The 21,656-nt window shown below is 60.0% G+C and carries 20 protein-coding genes; 5 read left to right on the top strand and 15 right to left on the bottom strand.

Translation table 11 applies throughout. The features are described 5' to 3' along the window. Window positions 1-337: 337 nt before the first annotated feature. Entirely contained in the window at window positions 338-694 is a 357-nt protein-coding gene (locus tag AC1RO5_RS25685; protein WP_493178351.1) for a hypothetical protein, read from the top strand. A gap of 45 nt (window positions 695-739) precedes the next feature. On the opposite strand, the gene AC1RO5_RS25680 is transcribed toward AC1RO5_RS25685, so the two are convergent. Beyond that, window positions 740-991 (bottom strand): DUF1652 domain-containing protein, encoded by a 252-nt coding sequence (locus AC1RO5_RS25680; RefSeq protein WP_493178350.1) that lies wholly within the window; start codon window positions 989-991, stop codon window positions 740-742. A 301-nt stretch (window positions 992-1,292) separates the two neighbouring features. Between AC1RO5_RS25680 and AC1RO5_RS25675 the strand changes: the two genes are divergently transcribed. Then, a complete protein-coding gene (locus tag AC1RO5_RS25675) occupies window positions 1,293-2,783 on the top strand; it encodes an aldehyde dehydrogenase family protein (protein WP_493178349.1) in 1,491 nt (496 codons plus the stop codon). Window positions 2,784-2,894: 111 nt separating this feature from the next. Here AC1RO5_RS25675 and qhpG read toward each other — a convergent pair whose 3' ends face one another. The 7 genes from qhpG to AC1RO5_RS25640 all read right to left on the bottom strand — a co-directional run bounded on the left by qhpG (window position 2,895) and on the right by AC1RO5_RS25640 (window position 11,245). Continuing rightward, complete coding sequence (qhpG, locus tag AC1RO5_RS25670; protein ID WP_493178348.1) at window positions 2,895-4,190, bottom strand: flavin-dependent monooxygenase QhpG; 1,296 nt, start codon at window positions 4,188-4,190, stop codon at window positions 2,895-2,897. Next, entirely contained in the window at window positions 4,187-4,864 is a 678-nt protein-coding gene (qhpE, locus tag AC1RO5_RS25665) for a subtilisin-like serine protease QhpE (protein WP_493178346.1), read from the bottom strand. The genes qhpG and qhpE overlap by 4 nt, the downstream gene beginning before the upstream one ends. After that, window positions 4,854-6,572, bottom strand: coding sequence for an ABC transporter ATP-binding protein (locus AC1RO5_RS25660; RefSeq protein ID WP_493178345.1), 1,719 nt, complete (start codon window positions 6,570-6,572; stop codon window positions 4,854-4,856). The genes qhpE and AC1RO5_RS25660 overlap by 11 nt, the downstream gene beginning before the upstream one ends. Continuing rightward, a complete protein-coding gene (locus AC1RO5_RS25655) occupies window positions 6,572-8,476 on the bottom strand; it encodes a sigma-54-dependent Fis family transcriptional regulator (protein WP_493178343.1) in 1,905 nt (634 codons plus the stop codon). The genes AC1RO5_RS25660 and AC1RO5_RS25655 overlap by 1 nt, the downstream gene beginning before the upstream one ends. A gap of 145 nt (window positions 8,477-8,621) precedes the next feature. Then, window positions 8,622-9,359 carry an S-methyl-5'-thioinosine phosphorylase gene (locus AC1RO5_RS25650; protein WP_007991412.1) on the bottom strand — a complete coding sequence of 246 codons (738 nt, stop codon included), beginning with the start codon at window positions 9,357-9,359 and terminating at the stop codon, window positions 8,622-8,624. Window positions 9,360-9,371: 12 nt separating this feature from the next. Further along, window positions 9,372-10,382, bottom strand: coding sequence for a beta-N-acetylhexosaminidase (gene nagZ / locus AC1RO5_RS25645; protein ID WP_019579917.1), 1,011 nt, complete (start codon window positions 10,380-10,382; stop codon window positions 9,372-9,374). A 155-nt stretch (window positions 10,383-10,537) separates the two neighbouring features. Next, entirely contained in the window at window positions 10,538-11,245 is a 708-nt protein-coding gene (locus AC1RO5_RS25640) for a TetR/AcrR family transcriptional regulator (protein WP_493178342.1), read from the bottom strand. A gap of 229 nt (window positions 11,246-11,474) precedes the next feature. Between AC1RO5_RS25640 and lexA the strand changes: the two genes are divergently transcribed. Both lexA and sulA read left to right on the top strand, forming a co-directional pair. After that, a complete protein-coding gene (lexA, locus tag AC1RO5_RS25635) occupies window positions 11,475-12,083 on the top strand; it encodes a transcriptional repressor LexA (RefSeq protein ID WP_007933171.1) in 609 nt (202 codons plus the stop codon). Window positions 12,084-12,093: 10 nt separating this feature from the next. Then, window positions 12,094-12,567 carry an SOS-induced cell division inhibitor SulA gene (sulA, locus tag AC1RO5_RS25630; protein WP_493178340.1) on the top strand — a complete coding sequence of 158 codons (474 nt, stop codon included), beginning with the start codon at window positions 12,094-12,096 and terminating at the stop codon, window positions 12,565-12,567. 94 nt (window positions 12,568-12,661) lie between these two features. Here sulA and AC1RO5_RS25625 read toward each other — a convergent pair whose 3' ends face one another. From AC1RO5_RS25625 to AC1RO5_RS25595, 7 genes are all read right to left on the bottom strand, one after another. Beyond that, complete coding sequence (locus tag AC1RO5_RS25625; protein ID WP_007933173.1) at window positions 12,662-12,895, bottom strand: hypothetical protein; 234 nt, start codon at window positions 12,893-12,895, stop codon at window positions 12,662-12,664. Window positions 12,896-13,036: 141 nt separating this feature from the next. Then, entirely contained in the window at window positions 13,037-13,561 is a 525-nt protein-coding gene (locus AC1RO5_RS25620) for a DUF6586 family protein (protein ID WP_493178339.1), read from the bottom strand. A 142-nt stretch (window positions 13,562-13,703) separates the two neighbouring features. Beyond that, window positions 13,704-16,331 carry a type I DNA topoisomerase gene (gene topA, locus AC1RO5_RS25615; protein WP_019648305.1) on the bottom strand — a complete coding sequence of 876 codons (2,628 nt, stop codon included), beginning with the start codon at window positions 16,329-16,331 and terminating at the stop codon, window positions 13,704-13,706. Between the two features lie 114 nt (window positions 16,332-16,445). Further along, entirely contained in the window at window positions 16,446-16,682 is a 237-nt protein-coding gene (locus AC1RO5_RS25610; RefSeq protein WP_493178337.1) for a DUF1653 domain-containing protein, read from the bottom strand. Between the two features lie 99 nt (window positions 16,683-16,781). Beyond that, on the bottom strand, window positions 16,782-17,957 hold the full coding sequence (fadA, locus tag AC1RO5_RS25605) for an acetyl-CoA C-acyltransferase FadA (protein WP_493178336.1): 1,176 nt from the start codon (window positions 17,955-17,957) through the stop codon (window positions 16,782-16,784). 30 nt (window positions 17,958-17,987) lie between these two features. Continuing rightward, window positions 17,988-20,135 (bottom strand): fatty acid oxidation complex subunit alpha FadB, encoded by a 2,148-nt coding sequence (fadB, locus tag AC1RO5_RS25600; RefSeq protein ID WP_493178335.1) that lies wholly within the window; start codon window positions 20,133-20,135, stop codon window positions 17,988-17,990. Window positions 20,136-20,649: 514 nt separating this feature from the next. Next, window positions 20,650-21,087, bottom strand: a complete 438-nt coding sequence (locus tag AC1RO5_RS25595; protein WP_007933194.1) for a hypothetical protein — start codon at window positions 21,085-21,087, stop codon at window positions 20,650-20,652. 104 nt (window positions 21,088-21,191) lie between these two features. On the opposite strand from AC1RO5_RS25595, the gene AC1RO5_RS25590 reads away from it, so the two are divergent. Then, on the top strand, window positions 21,192-21,629 hold the full coding sequence (locus AC1RO5_RS25590; RefSeq protein ID WP_007933196.1) for a universal stress protein: 438 nt from the start codon (window positions 21,192-21,194) through the stop codon (window positions 21,627-21,629). Window positions 21,630-21,656 lie beyond the last annotated feature (27 nt).

Genomic DNA, 21,656 nt, shown 5'->3' with positions numbered 1-21,656 from the left:
ACCTCGCACGGTGCTTTCTTATTTTTGTGGCTTATCGTTTTTATGGTTTCTACCGTCGGCTTTGATCCGCTGACGGAGGCAAGAGAAACGTCTGCGATGAGCAATACACGGAGCGTGCCAGCTTGACGATCACCATAAAATTCAATTAGTTACGTGAAAACACTGGCTATTGAGCGCGTCTGAACGAGATCGCCCGCGTCTAATATCGCGACACCTGTTGCAGTGTGAGACAAGCATAGATGTCCCCGACCGGAACACTTCATCGCCCGGCGATTGACGATGCTCCAGTGCAGGCGCGAAATGAGGGTTCACCGATTGCCAGTCAGAGGGTAAGAACATGGCAAGCATAACGGTCCTGGCGGGGGACTTTCTGCAGGGTGATGGAGAGTACAGGGACGGCGTTTTCACGCTCAGGACGTCGCTTCACCCGTGGCCCGGCATCACCCTCCCGCTCTCATTGTTCAAGAGTGTAGAAGTGGCCAACGAGGATTCGATCAACAACATCAAGGATGCTATCGGCTTCGGCGTGGCGGGTGCCATGTTGTTGGGGCCGATCGGCGCGATTGCCGGTTTCATGTTGGCCGGCAAGGAAACCGAAGTGACCTTCCTGGCCACACTCAAGGATGGCAGACGATTACTGGCTGCCGTAGATAGCGACACGTTCGATGATATTTCCCGGGAAATTCATGCCTGATACCACGGACACCGCACCACAAACGTGGTGCGGTGTGATACCAACTCAGCTGTAATACGTTGGGTGAACGCCTTTGTGAGCCTCGATTTCTTGCCGCAGGTCAGCGATCAGCGACGCAAGCGCGTAGGGGCTATCCAGTGTCCAGACCGGAACATGAGTGGCAATCAGATCCACTTCACCGGTCATGCAATTGCAGACCCGAATCGTCAGGGACTGGTCCACCGCCATGCTGCAGGTGCAGACCGACGGCAGAAAGCTGTGCTCAATGATGTTTTGAATCTCCAGGGTTGAAAGCATCGTCGCTACCTCCCTAGGGCCAGATGAATTGCCGGGCAAACGCTCCGTCATTTCGCCCACCGAGCCTGAAAATTCTATTACCGAATAATGGATGTCTCAAGACTTTTACAGGGCTGCTCGTCGTCTCAGCCTCTGTCGCAATTTGCGAAAAACAAAGCCCCCTGCCGACAGCCCTTTGCGTCCTGAAAGTCCCGCCAGTCAAAGGTTTCCCTGCCCTTTCCAGCACTTGGCACAGCCATTGCCAGACGTTGAGCCAGCCCTTGAAAAAGCCCTGTTCTCACGCACAACAAGAGGTCTTGCCATGCCCCTCCCAAATCTGCTTCCCGCTACCTCGGCTTTCATCCAGCGCGCACCACGCATGCTCATTGGCGGTGACTGGGTCGAGGCCGCCGACGGCCAGACCATGCCCCTGCACAACCCGGCCACCGGCGAGGTGCTGTGCTCGGTGCCACGGGCCACGCCCGAAGATGTCGACCGCGCGGTGTTTGCCGCCCGTCAGGCTTTCGACGATTCGTCCTGGACCCGCACTCGCCCTCGGGAGCGGCAAAACCTGCTGTGGAAACTCGCCGATCTGATGCAGCGCGACGCCGAACTGCTGGCGCAACTCGAATGCCTGAACAACGGTAAAAGCGCGGCCGTGGCCCAAGTGATGGACGTGCAGCTGTCGATCGACTTCCTGCGCTACATGGCCGGTTGGGCGACCAAGATCGAAGGCTCCAGCGTTGACGTGTCGCTGCCGCTGATGCCCGACGACCAGTTCCACAGTTTCATCCGTCGCGAAGCGGTGGGCGTGGTCGGTGCCATCGTCGCCTGGAACTTCCCGCTGTTGCTGGCCTGCTGGAAACTCGGTCCGGCCCTGGCCACCGGTTGTACCGTGGTGCTCAAACCTGCCGACGAAACCCCGCTGACTGCACTAAAACTCGCCGAACTGGTGCTGGAAGCCGGCTACCCCGAGGGCGTGTTCAACGTGGTCACTGGCACCGGCATCACAGCGGGTTCCGCCCTGACCCACAACCCGCTGGTCGACAAACTGACCTTCACCGGTTCCACCGCCGTGGGCAAGCAGATCGGCAAAATCGCCATGGAGTCCATGACCCGGGTCACTCTGGAGCTGGGCGGCAAGTCGCCGACCATCGTCATGGCCGATGCCGACCTGAAGACCGCCGCCGCGGGTGCCGCCAGTGCGATTTTCTTCAACCAGGGCCAGGTCTGCTGCGCCGGCTCCCGGCTGTATGTACAGCGCAAGCATTTCGACAATGTGGTCGCGGACATCAGCGACATTGCCAATGCCATGAAGCTGGGCAACGGCCTGGACCCCAGTGTCGAAATGGGCCCGCTGATCTCGGCGCGCCAACAGGAGCGGGTTTACCGCTACATCGAAATGGGCCGGGAAAGCGGCGCGACCATCGCCTGCGGCGGTGAGCAATTCGGGCCGGGGTATTTCGTCAAACCGACGGTGATTGTCGATGTCGATCAACAGCACTCATTGGTGCAGGAGGAGATCTTCGGCCCGGTGCTGGTGGCGATTCCGTTCGATGATGAAGCCGATGCGCTGCGCATGGCCAACGACAGCCCTTATGGGCTGGGGGCGAGTATCTGGTCGAATGATTTGGCGGCGGTGCACCGAATGATTCCACGGATCAAATCAGGTTCGGTGTGGGTCAACTGCCACAGCGCCCTGGACCCGGCGCTACCGTTTGGTGGCTACAAGATGTCGGGAGTCGGGCGTGAGATGGGGTATGCGGCGATCGAGCATTACACCGAGTTGAAGTCGGTGTTGATCAAGCTCTGATCAGCGGCGTTCTTCAGGCCGCCTTCGCGGGCAAGCCTCGCTCCTACAAGGGGCGTAATCCTGTAGGAGCGAGGCTTGCCCGCGAAGGGGCCAGACCGTCCATAATAAATCTCAGGGCTTGAACCCCTGAGCCAACAACCAACTGCGAACCATCCTCCCCTGCTCCACCGTCAGCCCGGCCAGCACCTGCTCGGCTGGCTCGCTGCGCAACCGTCGCACCAACGGTGCCAGCTCAACCCCTTGCACATGCCAGATCCCCAGCGGCTGATCCGCCGTGATCACCACGTCGGCCTCATCCACATAACCGTCGCGCAACACCGGCGCTCGCTCAATCCTCAGCGAGGAAAAATCCGCCTCGGCATGGGCCACTTGCGCATCCGGCCATTGTCGCCGCGTCTGCCAGAACGGCTGATCCGGCCAGCGCTGCTCATCGGCATAAAAGTCCCGGCCAATCCGCGCAAAACGCAAAAACAACTGCTCGACCCGCTGCTGATGAAAACGCTGTGCCAGCAATGCCCGCTCTGGCTTGCGCAACAACGTGTTGATCACCGTCGGAGCCTGCAACGCCGAAGACAATGATTGAAAGATGCCGTTGCCCGACAGCGGATCCACCGCCATCGCCGCATCACCGACCCGAATCCAGTGATCGCCGCACACCTGCGACGACAAAATCGCCGTGCTGCTACGCGCATGCAGCTGCAAATCGGTTTCCGCTTCGCTGGCAAAAAATGCCCGAGCCACCGCCGAAGCCTGGCGCCGCTGGCGGCAGTAATCGAGCAACAGCGCCTTGCCCGGCAACTCGGCACTGGCCACGTCCACCGTCCATTGCCAATAGCACTGACCGTCGGCCCGCCGCGCCATCCAGGCCCAACCGTCCTCAAGGCTTTCCACGGCACTGGCGGTGGTGCCCGGCGCACCTTGCCAGCGATTGAGCAAGCTGAGCGTCTCCGGCCCCCGCCGGCCTTTGCCGAGGGCCGGCGCCTGGCGTCCACGGGCCTCCACCAGAAAATCCGCGACCAGCGCTTCGCGCCCTTCAATATCGATTCGATGCCCCGCAGCCGACGACTGCACCGTCAGCACCCGGCCTTCGATCAGCTCGACACCGGCCAGCCGCAAATCCTCGCGCAAGCCTCGATCAAAGCTCGGGCGATCCAGTAAAAATTCGATGTTCTGCGCATGCTGCTGACCGTTCCAGGATACCTGCCGTTGGGAAGGCACCGTCGCATCCGCCAACGCTCGATGCAGCCCCGCACCACGCAACGCATCCAGCACCCGTACGGAAACTCCTTCCAGCGCGGCAAACCGTCGCCACTCACTGACCAGCATCACGGCGTACCCGAGCCGTCGCAGCCCCAGGGCCACCGCCGCTCCCGCAGGCCCGGCGCCAAGAATGACAATCGCGTTCATGCGCCAGAGCGCCGTTCAGGGCCGCGATAACGGGCATTCTCCCGCAGCCAATCGACCACCTGTTCGTTGCTCGCCTCGGGGTTTGCAACGAGGAAGCTTGCGATGTGCCCGCTCAATGCCGCGCAGCCAAGGCTCGCACCGGACTGCCCCGGGTAGGTGCCGTGAACACACGCGGCGAAATCCGCCTGGGCGCTATTGAGCCACGACCATTCCTGCTCGGCGCAACGGGCATCACCGGTGACCCGCAGCACCTGTGGATAATTGGCCGGAAACACCCCTTCGCCCTGGGCGGGGCTGGATGCACAGAGCAACACGCCTCGCGCCACCGCTGCCGCACAGGCTTCACGCAGCAGGCTGCGATCCTGCCGCAAACCGAGGCTCAGATTGATCAACCGCACATCCTGCGCCACCAGCCAATCGATGGCCGTGGCGATCTGCAAGGCGCTGGTGACCCCGCGCTGGTCGAATACCTGGGCCACGCAGAAAACCGCCGAAGGCGCCCTTCGGCCGATGGCCTCGATCACCGCGCTACCGTGGCCAAGCGGATCATCGCGTAACTCACTTTCCGCCAGCCCATCCTCCAGAAGCGAGAACCGCCGACCGGCAACCACTTGCACCCGTTGTGCTGCCGAGTGACCGCTGTCCACCACGCCAATCCGCAACTCAGGCTTCATGCTGCACCGTTTTTGAGGTGAGCACGCCATCCAGCAATTCAAAGCGCAGATCGGCATCGGCCAGGGTCGAGGGACGATGGCTGATCAGAATCCGCGTACGCCCGGCGAACAGTCGGTCGATCGCCTCGATCACTTCGCGCTCGGTGGCTTCGTCGACCGCCGAGGTCGCTTCGTCCAGCACCAGAATCAACGGATCCTGCAACAGCGCCCGGGCAATGGCGATGCGTTGTTTCTGCCCACCGGACAACTGCTGGCCACGTTCGCCCAAAGGGCTATCGAGGCCTTCGGGCAAAGACTCGATCAGGCTGTCGAGTTGCGCCAGCCGTGCGACTTCGGCGATGGCCTGGCGACTGGCATCCGGCACGGCGTAGGCCAGGTTGTCGGCGAGGCTGCCGCGAAACAAGACGATGTCCTGGCTGACCACAGCAATCCGCCGACGCAACTGGAACAGATCCAGCTCCCGCAGATCGACCTCACCCAGCAACACCCGACCGGACTGCGGATCGTGGTGCCGCTGCAACAGGTCGATCAGGGTCGATTTACCAACACCGGAACCGCCGCTCAGAGCGACTTTCAAACCGTAAGGAATTCGCGCCTCGATGCCACGCAAGGTCGTCGGGCGGCCAGGATGGCTGAAGTGCACGTCGTCGAAGCGCAACTCGCCAGAGGTCGGCATCGGCTGCGGCGTAACCGGCGTGAGGACGGTCGGTTCTTCACCGCGCAACTCCATGACCCGCCCGAGGCTGACGGTCATCCGTTGAATCGCGACGTAAAGCCCGAGCAAGCTCTGAACCGGGCCGACGGCCATGCCCAGATAGGTCGAAAACGCGATCAGCGCGCCCAGCTGCCAAGTCCCCTGCACCACCCAGTAACCGCCAATCAAAAACGCACAGGCCCGCGACAGCGAGGTCAGTGTGCCGGGCACCGCTTGGGTGAAAAACTCGGTGACTTGCAGGCGCAACAACTGGCTCATATACCCTTGGCCCAACCCCTCCAGCCGCCGCGCTTCACGCTGTTGCTGACCGGCGGACTGGATGAATTTCATCACCGGCAAGGTCTCGACCATGAACGAGGACATGTCCGCCGAACGCTCGCGCAACTGCCGCACATCGCGCTCGACCTTGCGCCGCATCCAGCGCAGCCACAGCACGTCGAGCGGAATCAGCACCAGGGCCAGCAGCGAGAGTTTCCACGACAGGGTCACCAGCATCGCCACGGCGACTACCAGACCAATCACGCTCGACACGGCAGAAAACAGAGAATCCACGGCGAAGCGCTGAATCTCCGCGACATCGCCATCGAGGCGCGACATCAGATCGCCGATGCGCCGCTGGCCGTAGAAACTCGGCGAGAGCCTCTGCAAATGCCGGTAAAGGTCATCGCGCAGGGCAAACAGAATCCGTCCGGACAGGCGCGTGTGCAGGTAACGATTGATGCCCGACAGCGCCGTGCCCAACAACCCGGCGACGATCATCAACCCGGCGATCAGCACCAGCATTGGAAAGTTGCGTGCCAGCAGGCCGTCGTCGATCAGCAGTTTGGTCAGCCAGGGCTGCACCAATACCAGCGACGAAGCACAGACCGACAACCCGAGCAGCCCGGCAATCGCCAGCCGATGGGGCCGCACGAAACTGTACAGCCAGCGCAACGCCGCTTGCAGGGCGGCGGGGTTCTGGCTGTCGATCAGCCGCACGATCAAGCGCTGCATCACGAGCGCAACTGTTTGAGCTTGCGGTACAGGGTCGCGCGGCTGATGCCCAAGGCATCGGCGGCGGCCGAGACGTTGCCTTGGTGAGCGTCCAGGGACTGGCGAATCAGCTCCAGTTCATGTTCACGAATACTGCCGCTCTGGGGACGTTCGCCGGCAGTCAACTCGTCGAGCATGCTGTCGGGCAAATGGTCGAGAGTGAGCACTGTGTCTCCCGGCTCGCGCATGGCCAGCGCGGTGCGCAACACCATCTCCAGTTGGCGGATGTTGCCCGGCCAGTGATAGCCGCCGAGCAAGCGACTCAGATCGTCATGCAGGACCACCGCCGGCGCATCGAGCCTGGCCAGCAAACGACTGACCAGGCCGCTGAAGTCATCGCGCTCGCGCAGGGCCGGGAGCATCACGCTGATGCCGTTGACCCGGTAGAACAAGTCTTCACGGAAGTGTTTGTCTTCCACCAGACGCTTGAGGTCGCGGTGGGTGGCGCAGATCAGTGCGACGTCGATGTCTTGCTCTTCGCCGGCACCCAGCGGGGCGACTTTGCGGTCCTGTAGCACGCGCAAGAGCCGCGCTTGCAGGGCCAGCGGCATGTCGCCGATTTCGTCGAGAAACAAGGTGCCGCCGTGGGCCTGTTGCAGACGTCCGATCATGCCGCCGCGACGGGAGCCGGTGAAAGCGCCTTCGCGGTAACCGAACAGCTCCGACTCGATCAGGCCTTCAGGAATGGCCGCGCAGTTCACCGCAACGAAAGGTTTGTCGCACCGCGCTCCAGCCATGTGCAGCGCCCGGGCAACGACTTCTTTACCAGTGCCGGTTTCGCCCAGCAGCAACACTGGCAATTCATTGGCCAGGCCTTGGCGGGCCATACGCAGGGCTCGTGCATAACGGGTGTTACTGCCGGCCAGGGATTCAAGATCGGGGTGGGGCTTGGCGGTTTTGGCTGGGGTGCGCGCCGGGGTGCTGACTTTGATCGACCGTTGCGGTGCGCGCAGGGTTTTGTAGAAGAATTCGCCTTTGGCGGTTTGCAAACTGCCGACGCCACCCTGATGCAAACGCGACAACAATTGCAGACCATCGACACCCAGAAACTCTTCGCAGCGCCGACCGACCAGCGCCGAGCGTTCTGCATGCAGCAACTGGCAGGCCTGGGCACTGACGGCGAGAATCTGCCCGCCGAGGCTCACCGCCAGCAAGCCCTGCCAAGGGGATTCGAGGTATTGCCGACGGCTGTGGAAGGCCAGCACGATCTGGTCCGGATAACTGGCGTTGAACACGCGACTTTCGATCTGGCTGACAGCCATGGCCAGCAGCGCGGTGCTGTCGTGAACGCGGCCGAGCGGGCCTTCGCGGGTCAGGTCGAGCACGCCGAGGATGTCGCCTTGCGGGCAATAAATCGGCACTGAGGTGCAGGAAAAATCGGTCAGGCGATCGAGGTAATGTTCGCCGCAATCGATCATGGTTGGCCGGGCCTCCACCAGTGCGGTGCCCAGCGCATTGGTGCCGCGAGCGGCTTCGCTCCAGCAGGCACCAAGGGTGATGTCTTGCAGGCCACTGCCCTTGAGACGGTCGGCGCGCCCTTCGACGGCGAGGATGGTGGCGTCGGAATTGGCGAGGATGATCAGCCCTTCCTTGCCCTGACGCTCGGCCAGATAGTCGATGGCCGGCATCGCCGCATCGATCAACAACCGATTGCTCGCCAGCAGCACGTCGAGGCTCGCGCTCGATTCCAGCGCCAGCTCATGCTTGGCATTGAAATGCACGCCATGGCTGAGGCTGCGCCGCCACGACGCATCGATTTCCGCACGCAACACCCCATCGGGGACGGCGCCTTCGAGATGCAGCTTCTCCCGGGCCAGCCTGGCTTCGCGGTGCAACGTGGGATGGGTTGTTTTTATTAGCGTCATCAAGCGCTCCGGATCGGTCCGCCCTGCGCTTTTTGAAGATCAGCGCCCTGCCGCAATCTTTACGTTAACGTCAGGGCGATGGCAAGTGCCTTACGGCGCTTGTGTTTCACGATCCGATAATGACTGAAACCAGAGAGTGTCGAGCTTAGCCTTTCAATACCCGCGCCAACGTCGACTTCACTTTGCCCATGCCATCATGCAGTGCCTGTTCAATCTCGGCCATGGTAATGACCGCCGTCGATTTGCCCGCCGCCGGGTTCACCACCAGCGCCAGACAGGCATAGTCCAGTTCCAGTTCACGCGCCAACGCGGCTTCCGGCATACCGGTCATGCCGACGATGTCGCAACCGTCACGTTCCAGCCTCGCGATTTCAGCAACTGTTTCCAGACGTGGCCCTTGAGTGCAGGCGTACACGCCGTGACTGCTATAGCCGACGCCTTCAGCCGCCAACGCCGCGATTAATTGCTGACGCAGGGGTTCGCTGTAGGGATAGCTGAAGTCGATGTGTGTAACGTGTTCCAGGTCATCGGCGAAATAGGTGTGTTCGCGACCGCTGGTGTAGTCGATCAATTGATGCGGCACGCAGAAATGCCCGGTGCCCATCGCGGCATGAATCCCGCCCACGGCGTTGACCGCGAGAATCGCTTCGGCACCGGCCTGCTTCAAGGCCCACAGATTGGCGCGGTAGTTCACCTGATGCGGAGGGAAGCGGTGTGGGTGGCCGTGACGTGCGAGAAACAGCACTTCCTTGCCGGCGTATTCACCAATCTGCACCTCGGCCGAAGGCGCGCCGTAAGGGGTGTCCACCGCCAATGACTGACGAATGCTCAAGCCTTCGAGTTGAGTCAGGCCGGTGCCACCGATAATCGCGTAAACCGTCATAACGAAAAGTCCTTAATCAATCAATTGAGCTTCTTTGAGCGCGCCGACGGCCGTCAGCCAGCGCGGGTCTTGACGGTATTCGGTGCTGGCGTACGCCTGCCCACGCATCCGCGCGATACGCGCCGAAGGTTTGACCTTCAACCGCTGGGCGGCACTCAAAGCCAACTCGGCAGCCGCGCGGTCGTTGCACACCAGGCCCATGTCGCAACCGGCGGTCAACGCCGCTTCGATGCGACTGGCGGCATCGCCGACCACGTGGGCACCGGCCATCGACAGGTCATCACTGAAGATCACGCCATCGAACTGCAGCTCGCCGCGCAGGATGTCCTGCAACCAGCGACGGGAGAAACCGGCAGGTTGGGAATCGACTTGTGGATAAATAACGTGGGCCGGCATGACGGCGGCCAATTGCTTGCTCAATCGCGCGAACGGCACCAGGTCGTTGGCGCGGATCTCTTCGAGGCTGCGCTCGTCGTTGGGAATCGCAACGTGGGAATCGGCCTCGGCCCAGCCATGACCGGGGAAATGCTTGCCGGTGGCAGCCATCCCGGCGCTGTTCATGCCGCGGATGAATGCACCGGCGAGCAAGGCTGCGCGCTCGGGATCACCTTCGAACGAACGTGTGCCAACTACCGCACTGCGCTGGTAATCCAGGTCCAGCACCGGGGCGAAGCTCAGGTCGAGACCGACCGCGAGCACTTCGGTCGCCATGATCCAGCCGCACTGCTCGGCCAGGTATTCGGCATTCGGGTTGTCGGCGATGGCGCGCATGGCTGGCAGTCGCACGAAGCCCTGACGCAGTCGCTGAACCCGACCACCCTCCTGGTCCACCGCCAGCAGCAGATCGGGACGAATAGCGCGGATCGCGGCGCTCAACTCACGCACCTGACGCGGATGTTCGATATTGCGGGCAAAAATGATCAGGCCGCCCACTTCGGGCTGGCGCAACAATTGGCGATCTTCAGACGTCAGCCAGGTACCGGCGACGTCCACCATCAACGAGCCTTGCAGGCCAGCAGTCATGGGAATTCCTTGATTACGATAAACCCGGCTCGCACGAATTCGCCGCCATGGGCTGAGCCCGGCAGGTCGGCGATATCAATGAGGGGGTTCAAAACGAGAGTCGGCATGGGCGGCTAGCTTAGCGGATGTCAGCTGCCGCGCCCACCCGTGTGCGGTTAAACCTTGGCGGCCACCGGGGTTGATTTGCTGCGTGGACGCAGCTGTGCGGTGGCCATGGCGGTGTCGGTGACGCCGGTTTCGGCACGCATGCCCGCAGCCAGGAATGGCACCATCAGACGCATCACTTGCTCGATGGAAGTGTTGACGCCGAAATCGGTCTCGGCAATCGCGCGCAAGGCCTTGATCCCCGACATGCTGAATGCCGCGGCACCGAGCATGAAGTGCACGCGCCAGAACAGTTCGATCGGAGGAATGCGTGGCGCGGCTTCGTTGACCAGCAGCATGTAGCGGCGGAAAACCTTGCCGTACATGTCTTCCAGATAACGACGCAAGTGCCCTTGGCTCTGACTGAAAGCCAGCCCCAACAAACGCATGAAGATGGACAAGTCGTTGCCGCTGCGTGGCTGCACCACCAGGGCTTGCTCGACGAGGATCTCCAGCAGTTCTTCGAGGGTCGGTTTGTTCTCAGGCTTGGCCGAACGGCGCTCCAGCTCTTTATCGAGACTGAGGCAGAACGGCCCGAGAAAACGCGAGAAGACCGCCTGAATCAGCGCCTTCTTCGATCCGAAGTGATAGTTCACCGCCGCCAGATTGACACCGGCCTTGCTGGTGATCAGACGCAACGAGGTTTCAGCGAAACCTTTTTCCGCGAACAATTGCTCGGCAGCATCGAGAATGCGTTCAACGGTTTCCGACTGGGCCATGGCTACTCCGCCTGACAAACACTTGTTTGAAACATACGTTTCAGCCCAGGCCTTGTCAAGTCTGGCGGTTCGTTTTGGGAATGGTCGGTCAGCTATTTAACCATACAACACTGGCGCTTCAATCGGAGAGCTGAATGACCGTCCAGCGGCCGGCAAAAAAAGGGGCATTGCCAAGACCGGTTCACTGTATATAATCCCAGTCACTGTATAAAAAGACAGAGCGATCAATATGCTAAAGCTGACGCCACGCCAAGCAGAGATTCTGGCCTTCATCAAACGCTGCCTCGAAGACAACGGCTACCCGCCGACCCGCGCGGAAATCGCTCAGGAACTGGGCTTCAAGTCGCCCAACGCGGCGGAAGAACACCTCAAGGCACTGGCCCGCAAGGGCGCGATCGAGATGACCCCGGGCGCCTCTCGCGGCATTCGCATCCCCGGCTTCGAAGCCAAGGCCGACGAATCTACCCTGCCGATCATCGGCCGAGTGGCAGCGGGCGCTCCGATCCTCGCCCAGCAGCACATCGAAGAATCCTGCAACATCAACCCTTCGTTCTTCCACCCTCGCGCTGACTATCTGTTGCGGGTCCATGGCATGAGCATGAAGGACGTCGGCATTTTCGACGGAGACCTGCTGGCCGTCCATACCACCCGCGAAGCCCGTAACGGGCAGATCGTGGTGGCGCGGATTGGCGATGAAGTGACCGTCAAGCGCTTCAAACGCGACGGCAGCAAGGTCTGGCTGATTGCCGAAAACCCTGAATTCGCCCCTATCGAAGTCAACCTGAAAGATCAGGAACTGGTGATCGAAGGCTTGAGCGTCGGCGTGATTCGCCGCTAAAGGAGGCTTTATGCAGTTCCCACACACTTCACAGCAAGCCCAACTCCCGTTGTTCGAGGCGTTCATGGCGCAGCCGCTGGCGCCGATCCTGAAAGACGTGGTCGAGTCGCCCTGGAGCGCCGAGCCCGAAGTCTTCAGCGAGCTGTCATTGCGTGGTGCGGCCGGGAATTGCCTGAACCTTCTGGCACCCATCCTCAGGGAGCTGAGTCAGGACCAGGACGCTCGCTGGCTGACACTGATCGCCCCACCCGCCAGCCTGACCCAAGCCTGGCTGCGAGACGCCGGCCTGAACCGTGAACGCATTCTGCTGCTGCAACCACGCGGCACGCAGAGCGCTCAACAGCTGACCTGTGAAGCCTTGCGACTTGGCCGCAGCCATACGGTCGTCAGCTGGCTAAACCCGTTGAACACATCGTCGCGGCAACAGCTAATCAGCGCCGCCCGTACCGGGGATGCGCAAAGTCTGAATATTCGGCTGGGTTAACTGACAAAACACTGTTTGCACTGAACAGCGTGGGGCTTCTCCAAGGATAGAGAAGCCGGTCTGTAGAGGTATCCGCAAAATCCGACGGGCGGGATCAATGAAGAACCCGTGGCCCCTCTTCCTTATCAAATTCGCCTTCAACCAGGCGTCCTGCCATCTGAACACCGACGCTCAACATCGCCTTGGCGACTTCCACGTGCTGGCCTTGCAGGAAAGCCTTGGCATCCTCGGAGAAATCCAAAGTAACCAGAGAACCCTCGTCCTCGGCCCTACGCAGCTCGATTCGGCCGTCTGGTAACTCGACAATTTCTAGAAAGGACGTTGGCATAAAGGACTGTTCTCCACGAAAGGCAGGGATTATATAGGCATCGGCCAAGCTTCGCTCGGGATCTTGACCAGATGCCATCACGAAGAGAAATTTCTGACATCACGCTTCTTTGAGCGGACCATTCGCCGAGCACTCAATCTTTCAGCACTCGTTCAGCCCTTCGCGAAACCGGATCGCCAAGCTTTTCAGACTCTGGCGCCAGCTCTCCAGTTCTTCTCGGCTCAGCTCTTCAGGCGTCTCCTCTTCGTCCAGATTAACCGCCAGAATGAGCGGCTGCGTAACATCGCCCTTGGGCTTGTGTGGAGCACGAGGCGGTTGAAACAGTGCGGCATAAGCCGACAGCAGCTTGGCCAGCCAGGTTTCAGGGTTTTGCGCCAACTCGACCATCTCGGCCATTTCCGGAATAGCGATGGTTTCGAGTACTTCGCGGGTCAGCAGCATCTCTGCCCGCGGCGCATTGGCCTGAGGCAAGCGATAGAAACCGGCGATTTCATGGCACAGCCCCAACAGCGCTCCGTACAGGTGAAACAACGCCGATTCGCGCCCGGCCTGAATCAGTGCCAGGGAGTTCATCGCCCGCCCCTCTTCAGCCTTGGCGAGCGCTTCCAGCGAAAGGCCGGCGAAATAAATCTTCTGGTTGGTACGGGTATAGAGTTCGTGGGCCATGACGGCAGCCTCCACAACGAAATAATTGCTTCACGCAGGTCTGACAGTGTCGTGGATCACCCAAGCTCACCGCAAGCCCAAAACAAAAAGGCCGCATGAAAACCCGAGGGTTGTCATGCGGCCTTTTTATGTACAGCGGCTTTTAAGCCTTGGCTGCTGGACGCTTGTCTTCAACCGTCCACTTGCCGCCATCGTAATACGCTTTCCAGCCAGTCGGCTTACCGTCGACTTCTGTCTGCACGTATTGCTCTTTGGTCTTGCGGCTGTAACGGATCACTGCTGGCAGACCGTCAGGATCTTTCTTCGGCGCTTCGCAGAGGAAGTGGTACTTCGGATCGATCTCATCCTTGTGCGGCACGATCTCGACGACCAATGGCGCACGGGTCTCGCGGTTTTTCGGGAACTGGCTAGCCGCCAGGAACAGGCCGGAAGCACCGTCACGCAGGATGTAGGTGTCGTTGACCTTTTCGCATTTGAGCTCAGGCATCTTCACCGGATCCATCTTCGGCGGCGCCGCATCACCGCTCTTCAGCAGCTTGCGGGTGTTCTTGCAGGTTGCGTTGGTGCAACCGAAGAACTTGCCGAAACGGCCGGTCTTGAGCTGCATCTCGCTACCGCACTTGTCGCATTCCAGGCTCGGACCTTCGTAGCCCTTGATGCGGTAAGTGCCCTCTTCGATTTCGTAGCCTGCGCAATCCGGGTTGTTACCGCAGATGTGCAGCTTGCGCTTCTCGTCGAGCAGGTAAGCATCCATCGCCGTACTGCAGATCGGGCAACGGTGCTTGCCGCGCAGAACCAGCGACTCCGACTCACCCTCGTCGTCCGCAGCGATTTCGTCGCCCGGTACCAGGTTGACGGTGGCCTTGCAGCGTTCTTTCGGCGGCAGGCTGTAACCCGAGCAACCGAGGAACACGCCCGTCGATGCAGTACGAATCTGCATCGGACGACCGCACACTACACAAGGAATATCAGTCATCACCGGCTGGTTGGCGCGCATGCCGCCTTCGGCGCTTTCGGCCACTTCGAGTTTTTTCTTGAAGTCGCCGTAGAACTCGTCAAGCACGTTTTTCCAGTCCCGCTCGCCCTGGGCCACGTCATCGAGATTCTCTTCCATGCCGGCGGTGAAGCCGTAGTCCATGAGATTGGAGAAGCTCTCGGCCAGACGCTCGGTGACGATGTCGCCCATCTTTTCCGAATAGAAACGACGGTTGTGCAGCGCCACGTAGCCGCGGTCCTGGATGGTCGAAATGATCGCTGCGTAGGTCGAAGGACGACCGATGCCGCGCTTTTCCATCTCCTTTACCAGGCTCGCTTCCGAGTAACGCGCCGGCGGCTTGGTGAAGTGCTGGGTCGGATCAAGCTTGATCAGCTTCATCGCGTCGCCCTGGGCCATGTCCGGCAGCACGTCGTCATCGCCAGGCTTGGTGATTTGCGGCATGACACGGGTGTAACCGTCGAACTTCAGGATGCGGCCCTTGGCGCGCAACTCGAAGTCACCGGCACCGACGGTGACCGTGGTCGACAGGTATTGGGCCGGTAGCATCTGGCAGGCGAGGAACTGGCGCCAGATCAGCTCGTAAAGCCGCTCGGCATCACGCTCCATGCCCGACAGCTTGCTTGGCTCGGTATTGGCGTCGGACGGACGAATCGCTTCGTGAGCCTCTTGTGCGCCTTCTTTGCTGCTATAGACGTTCGGGGTTTCCGGCAGGTACTTCTTGCCGAATTCGCCTTCAATATAAGTACGCGCCATCGTCACGGCATCGGCCGAGAGGTTGGTGGAGTCGGTACGCATATAAGTGATGTAGCCGGCTTCGTACAGACGCTGGGCCATCATCATGGTTTTCTTCACACCGAAGCCCAGGCGGTTGCTCGCGGCCTGCTGCAGGGTGGAGGTGATGAACGGTGCCGACGGCTTGCTGCTGGTCGGTTTGTCTTCGCGCTTGACGATGCTGTAGCTGGAAGCCTTGAGCTTCTCCAGCGCGGCCATGGCCTGGGCCTCGTTGAGCGGCTTGAAGGCTTCGCCTTTCTCGCGAGCCACGTCGAAGCGCACAGTCGCACCCTTGGCGGTGCCGAGGTCAGCGTGAACTTCCCAGTACTCTTCCGGGTTGAACGCGCGGATTTCACGCTCACGCTCGACCACCAGCTTCACGGCAACCGATTGCACGCGACCGGCGGACAGCCCACGCGCGACCTTGGCCCACAGCAGCGGCGAAACCATGTAACCCACCACGCGGTCGAGGAAGCGACGCGCCTGCTGAGCGTTTACGCGATCGATGTCCAGCTCGCCCGGTTGGGAGAAAGCTTCCTGGATCGCTTTTTTGGTGATTTCGTTGAACACCACGCGCTTGTAGCGGCTGTCGTCACCACCGATGGCTTCGCGCAGGTGCCAGGCAATGGCTTCCCCCTCGCGATCCAAGTCGGTTGCGAGATAGATGGTGTCAGCATCTTTGGCGAGCCGGCGCAGCTCTTCGATAACCTTTTCCTTGCCCGGGAGAATCTCGTACTTGGCTTTCCAGCCATGATCGGGATCGACACCCATGCGCGAGACCAGCTGCTTGCGCGCTTTCTCTTTCGGCGTGAGCACCGGACCTTCGCCTGCGGCGGCCTTGCCACGCTTGGCGGCAGGCTCTTTGCTGGCGCTAGCCGAACCGCTGGTGGGCAGGTCTCGGATATGGCCGATACTCGACTTCACCACGTATTGGTTACCCAGATACTTGTTGATGGTCTTGGCCTTAGCCGGGGATTCCACAATGACCAGCGATTTGCCCATGGATCAGAAAATTCCTGAATTCTAGAAGTGAAAGGCGGTTGGCGCCTGACGCGGCACCGCTATATATAGTGGCTACAAGGTGAGGTCAAGCGCAGGGTTCTGCGCGCACTCCCCTTATGACTTCGGAAAAATGCTCGGTTCGGCTTGCACCAAAGCAAAGCGTGGCACCTGTTCGCCGTCAACCTCGACCGACTCCAGGAACATGCTCAAGGGGCGTACCCAAAAGCCGTAATCGCCATACAGGGCTTGGTAGAAGACCACTTCTTCTTCGGTTTCCGAATGCCGCGCAACACTGAATACGCGGTACTGCGGACCTTTGTAATGCTGGTAGAGCCCAGGTTGTATCGGCATGCTTTGGCCCTCACTCAAATTTTTTCAAAATAAAAACAAAAATAAATCCGGAAAAACAAAAACCGGGGCACATGGCCCCGGCTTCCATCGACGAAACGCTTAAACGCGTTCGAAGACGGTGGAGATGCCTTGGCCGAGACCAATGCACATGGTAGCCACCCCGAAGGTGCCGCCATTCTGCTTCATCACGTTCAGCAAGGTGCCGGAAATACGTGCACCGGAGCAACCGAACGGGTGACCCAGGGCGATCGCGCCGCCGTGCAGGTTAACCTTCTCGTTCATCTTGTCGAGCACTTTCAAATCTTTCAGCACTGGCAGGGCCTGTGCAGCGAAAGCTTCGTTGAGCTCGTAGAAGTCGATATCGTTGATGCCAAGGCCCGCGCGCTTCAATGCTTTCTGCGTTGCCGGTACTGGACCATAGCCCATGATCGCCGGGTCCACACCCGCCACCGCCATCGAACGAATCACCGCCAGCGGCTGGATGCCCAGGTCCTGGGCACGCTGTGCCGACATCACGATCATGCACGAAGCACCGTCGGTGATCTGCGACGAAGTACCAGCGGTCACGGTGCCGCCCTTCGGATTAAACGCTGGCTTCAGAGCCGCCAGGCTTTCCAGGGTGGTTTCCGGACGAATGGTTTCGTCGTAGTCGAACAGTTTCAGGAAACCGTTCTCGTCGTAGCCCTGCATCGGGATGATTTCGTCCTTGAACTTGCCTTCCACGGTCGCCTTGTGGGCAAGTTGGTGGGAGCGCACGCCAAAGGCGTCCTGCTGTTCGCGAGTAATGCCGTGCATTTTGCCGAGCATTTCTGCGGTCAGGCCCATCATGCCCGAGGCTTTCGCCGCGTACAGGGACATGTGCGGGTTCGGATCGACACCGTGCATCATGCTCACATGACCCATATGCTCGACGCCGCCAACGACGAACACGTCACCGTTGCCGGTCATGATTGCTTGTGCGGCAGTGTGCAGCGCACTCATCGACGAGCCACACAGACGGCTGACGGTCTGGCCGGCCGAGGTGTGCGGGATCTGAGTCATCAGGGACGCCATGCGGGCGATGTTCCAGCCCTGCTCCAGGGTCTGGTTAACGCAGCCCCAGATCACGTCTTCGACTTCGCTCGGGTCGACCTTGACGTTGCGTTCCAGCAATTTGCTGATCAAGTGTGCCGACATGTCTTCGGCGCGGGTGTTACGGTGCATGCCGCCCTTGGAGCGGCCCATCGGCGTACGACCGAAGTCGACAATCACGACGTCTCTAGGATTCAAGCTCATATACTTTCACTCTCGCTCTAGTGTGGGCGCTTAACCGAAGAAGCTCTGACCGTTCTTGGCCATTGCACGCAGCTTCGCGGTCGGGTGGTACAGCGCGCCCAAATCAGCGTACTGGTCAGCCAGGGCAACGAACTCTGCAACACCGATCGAATCGATGTAGCGCAGCGCACCGCCACGGAATGGAGGGAAACCAATACCGTAGACCAGACCCATGTCGGCTTCGGCGGCGGTTTCGACGATGCCGTCTTCCAGGCAACGCACGGTTTCCAGGCACAGCGGGATCATCATCCAGTTGATGATGTCTTCGTCAGTGACTTCGCGCTGTTCGAACACGATCGGCTTGAGCACTTCCAGCACCGACGGATCGGCGACTTTCTTCTGCTTGCCACGCTTGTCGGTCTCGTAGGCGTAGAAGCCCTTGCCATTTTTCTGGCCCAGGCGCTTGGCTTCGTAGAGCACGTCGACGGCCGAACGGCGATCGTCCTTCATGCGATCCGGGAAGCCTTCAGCCATGACGTCACGACCATGGTGGCCGGTGTCGATGCCGACCACGTCCATCAGGTATGCCGGGCCCATTGGCCAGCCGAATTTTTCCATGACCTTGTCGATACGGACGAAGTCCACGCCGGCGCTGACCAGCTTGGCGAAACCGCCGAAGTACGGGAACAGCACGCGGTTGACCAGGAAGCCCGGGCAGTCGTTGACGACGATCGGGTTCTTGCCCATTTTCTTGGCGTAGGCAACGGTGGTGGCAACGGCCACTTCGCTGGACTTCTCGCCACGGATCACTTCAACCAGCGGCATCATGTGCACCGGGTTGAAGAAGTGCATGCCGACGAAGTTTTCCGGACGCTTGAGGGCTTTGGCCAACAAGGTGATGGAAATAGTCGAGGTGTTGGACGCGAGGATGGTGTCCTCTTTGACCTTGTCTTCGACTTCGGCCAGAACGGCTTGCTTGACCTTCGGGTTCTCGACCACGGCTTCGACGACCAGATCGACGTGACCGAAATCGCCGTAGGACAGGGTCGGACGAATACCGTTGAGCACTTCGGCCATCTTCGCCGGGGTCATGCGACCTTTATCAACGCGACCAACCAGCAGCTTGGCGGCTTCAGCCAGACCTTGCTCGATACCGTGCTCGTTGATGTCCTTCATCAGGATCGGCGTGCCTTTGGAGGCCGACTGATAAGCGATACCGCCACCCATGATGCCGGCGCCCAATACGGCAGCCTGCTTCACTTCCTTGGCGATTTCGTCGTAGGCCTTGGCCTTTTTCTTCAGCTCCTGATCGTTCAGGAACAGACCGATCAAGCTCTGCGCGGCAGAGGTCTTGGCCAGTTTGACGAAACCGGCGGCTTCGACTTCCAGCGCCTTGTCGCGACCGAAGTTCGCGGCTTTCTGGATGGTCTTGATCGCTTCGACTGGCGCCGGGTAATTCGGACCCGCCTGGCCGGCCACGAAACCTTTGGCGGTTTCGAACGACATCATTTGTTCAATGGCGTTGAGCTTGAGTTTTTCGAGCTTCGGCTGACGCTTGGCCTTGTAGTCAAACTTGCCGGAGATGGCGCCCTTGATCAGGTTCAGCGCCGCTTCGTGCAACTTCTGCGAGTCGACCACCGCGTCGACGGCACCGACTTTCAGTGCGTCTTCAGCACGGTTTTCCTTACCGGCGGCAATCCACTCGATGGCGTTGTCGGCACCGATGATACGCGGCAGACGTACGGTACCGCCGAAGCCCGGGTAGATGCCCAGCTTGACTTCCGGCAGACCGATTTTGGCGGTGCTGGCCATGACGCGGAAATCCGCCGCCAGGCACATTTCCAGACCGCCGCCCAGTGCGATGCCATTGATCGCGGCGACAGTCGGGACGTTGAGGTCTTCGAAATCGCTGAAAATCTTGTTGGCTTCGAGGTTGCCAGCAACAAGCTCGGCATCCGGCAGCTTGAAGTTGTCGACGAATTCGGTGATGTCGGCGCCGACGATGAATACGTCCTTGCCACTGCTGACGATCACACCCTTGATCGAAGCATCTGCCTTGATGGTGTCTACGGCCTGACGCAGTTCGTTCAGGGTAAGACGGTTGAACTTGTTGACGGACTCACCCTTGAGGTCGAACTTCAGTTCGACGATGCCACTTTCAAGAGCCTTAACCGTGATGGCTTTACCTTCGTAAATCATCAACTGATCTCCACGATATGGAAGCTGAACAGTACACGTCGGACGCAGGCGGCTGGCTCGGCAGGGACGTTTATCGTCAATGCTAACGCCAACTCACCCGGCACACCCGCCAACGCGATAGTCGGGATTCTGTAGGAGCAGTCTGTAATACAAACGCTCAATTCATACGCCCGTTTGATTTGGGTGTGTCACCTTCACGGAATTTCCGGCAATTGTCAATCGCCCAAAATACTGGTTGAAACGCGACTTTCCGGTCACTTCCGTACCACGAAGCCCTGCAACACGCGGATGCATGTGAGGCCATTCATAGAATCAATAGTTAGAAAAGTCGCCCTAATTCGCGGCAACCTGTGTTTAACAGGCTACGCTGGCGGGACCCTGAAGAAAAAATTTGAACGCTTTTGACGAATGCCAAGCGTAAGATCTGTGCCACAAAGAATTACCGGCCTGCCTGGCCAACCCCAGCCCGATGATGATGTCGGGCTTTTTATTGCCTTCCGTAGCAGATCGGGGTTCAGGCGAGTGCTTTGAGCGTAGCGTCGATCTGTTGCAGAACCTCGGCTTCACCCTTCTCGCCCCAATACAGGGCAATCATTTGCTTATCTGCTTCGACCTTGTAGACGTTGGCAGGCAATTTTTCGAAATGATTCAGCAGCACTCCATCCTCGCAGACTTCCTGCCACTGATTGACCCACACCCCCGGCGCCTTCTGCCAATAGCTCCAGCACGCAGGCTGAGTGCCACGGCGCGGTCGGTGGTACTGGGCGCAAGGGCTTGGCGGCTCCTGGCTCAGCCAGTGCGGCCACTCCTGGGGCGCCAATTGCATGGCAAGGCCGATGCGCCGCGCCTCCATGCGCAGGGCCATGCGACCGCTCTGGACACGAGACGGCCGCAACCACGCCAGCGGGCTCAGCACCACCAGCAGGATTGACACCACTATCCAGACCGTCATATCTGTACTCCCGATTCTTGATGAGCCCATTGAGTCGCATTGAAACCAATGCGCTTGAAACCAGCCATACTTACCAATATTGCAATCCTCAGGAGGAGCACCTCATGCCCTACCACCATATTCTGGTCGCTGTAGATCTAACCGAAGAGTGCGATCCTGTAATCCACCGCGCCCGCGAACTTTCGGTGAGCAATGGCGCAAAGCTGTCCCTGGTGCATATCGTCGAGCCGATGGCCATGGCCTTTGGCGGCGACGTGCCGATGGACCTTTCCCAGTTGCAACAGCAACAGTTCGATCAGGCCAAGGAGCGCCTTGAGCGGTTGATCCTGAAATACCCGGAGCTCTCCAAGGAATACAGCCACTTGACCTACGGCCAGCCGCGCCAGGAGATTCACCATCTCGCCAAGGAGCAAACGTGCGACCTGATCGTGGTGGGCAGTCATGGCCGGCATGGCCTGGCACTGTTGCTCGGCTCCACTGCCAATGACGTGCTGCACGGCGCGCCTTGCGATGTACTTGCCGTGCGCCTGCAAAAAAGCTGACAACAAGCAACAACAAAACCCTTATGA

Source organism: Pseudomonas sp. GW822-FHT02G04 (assembly GCF_058802085.1).
The sequence above is the reverse complement of the archived record's forward strand: the minus strand, read 5'-3'. Positions and strand labels throughout refer to the sequence as shown.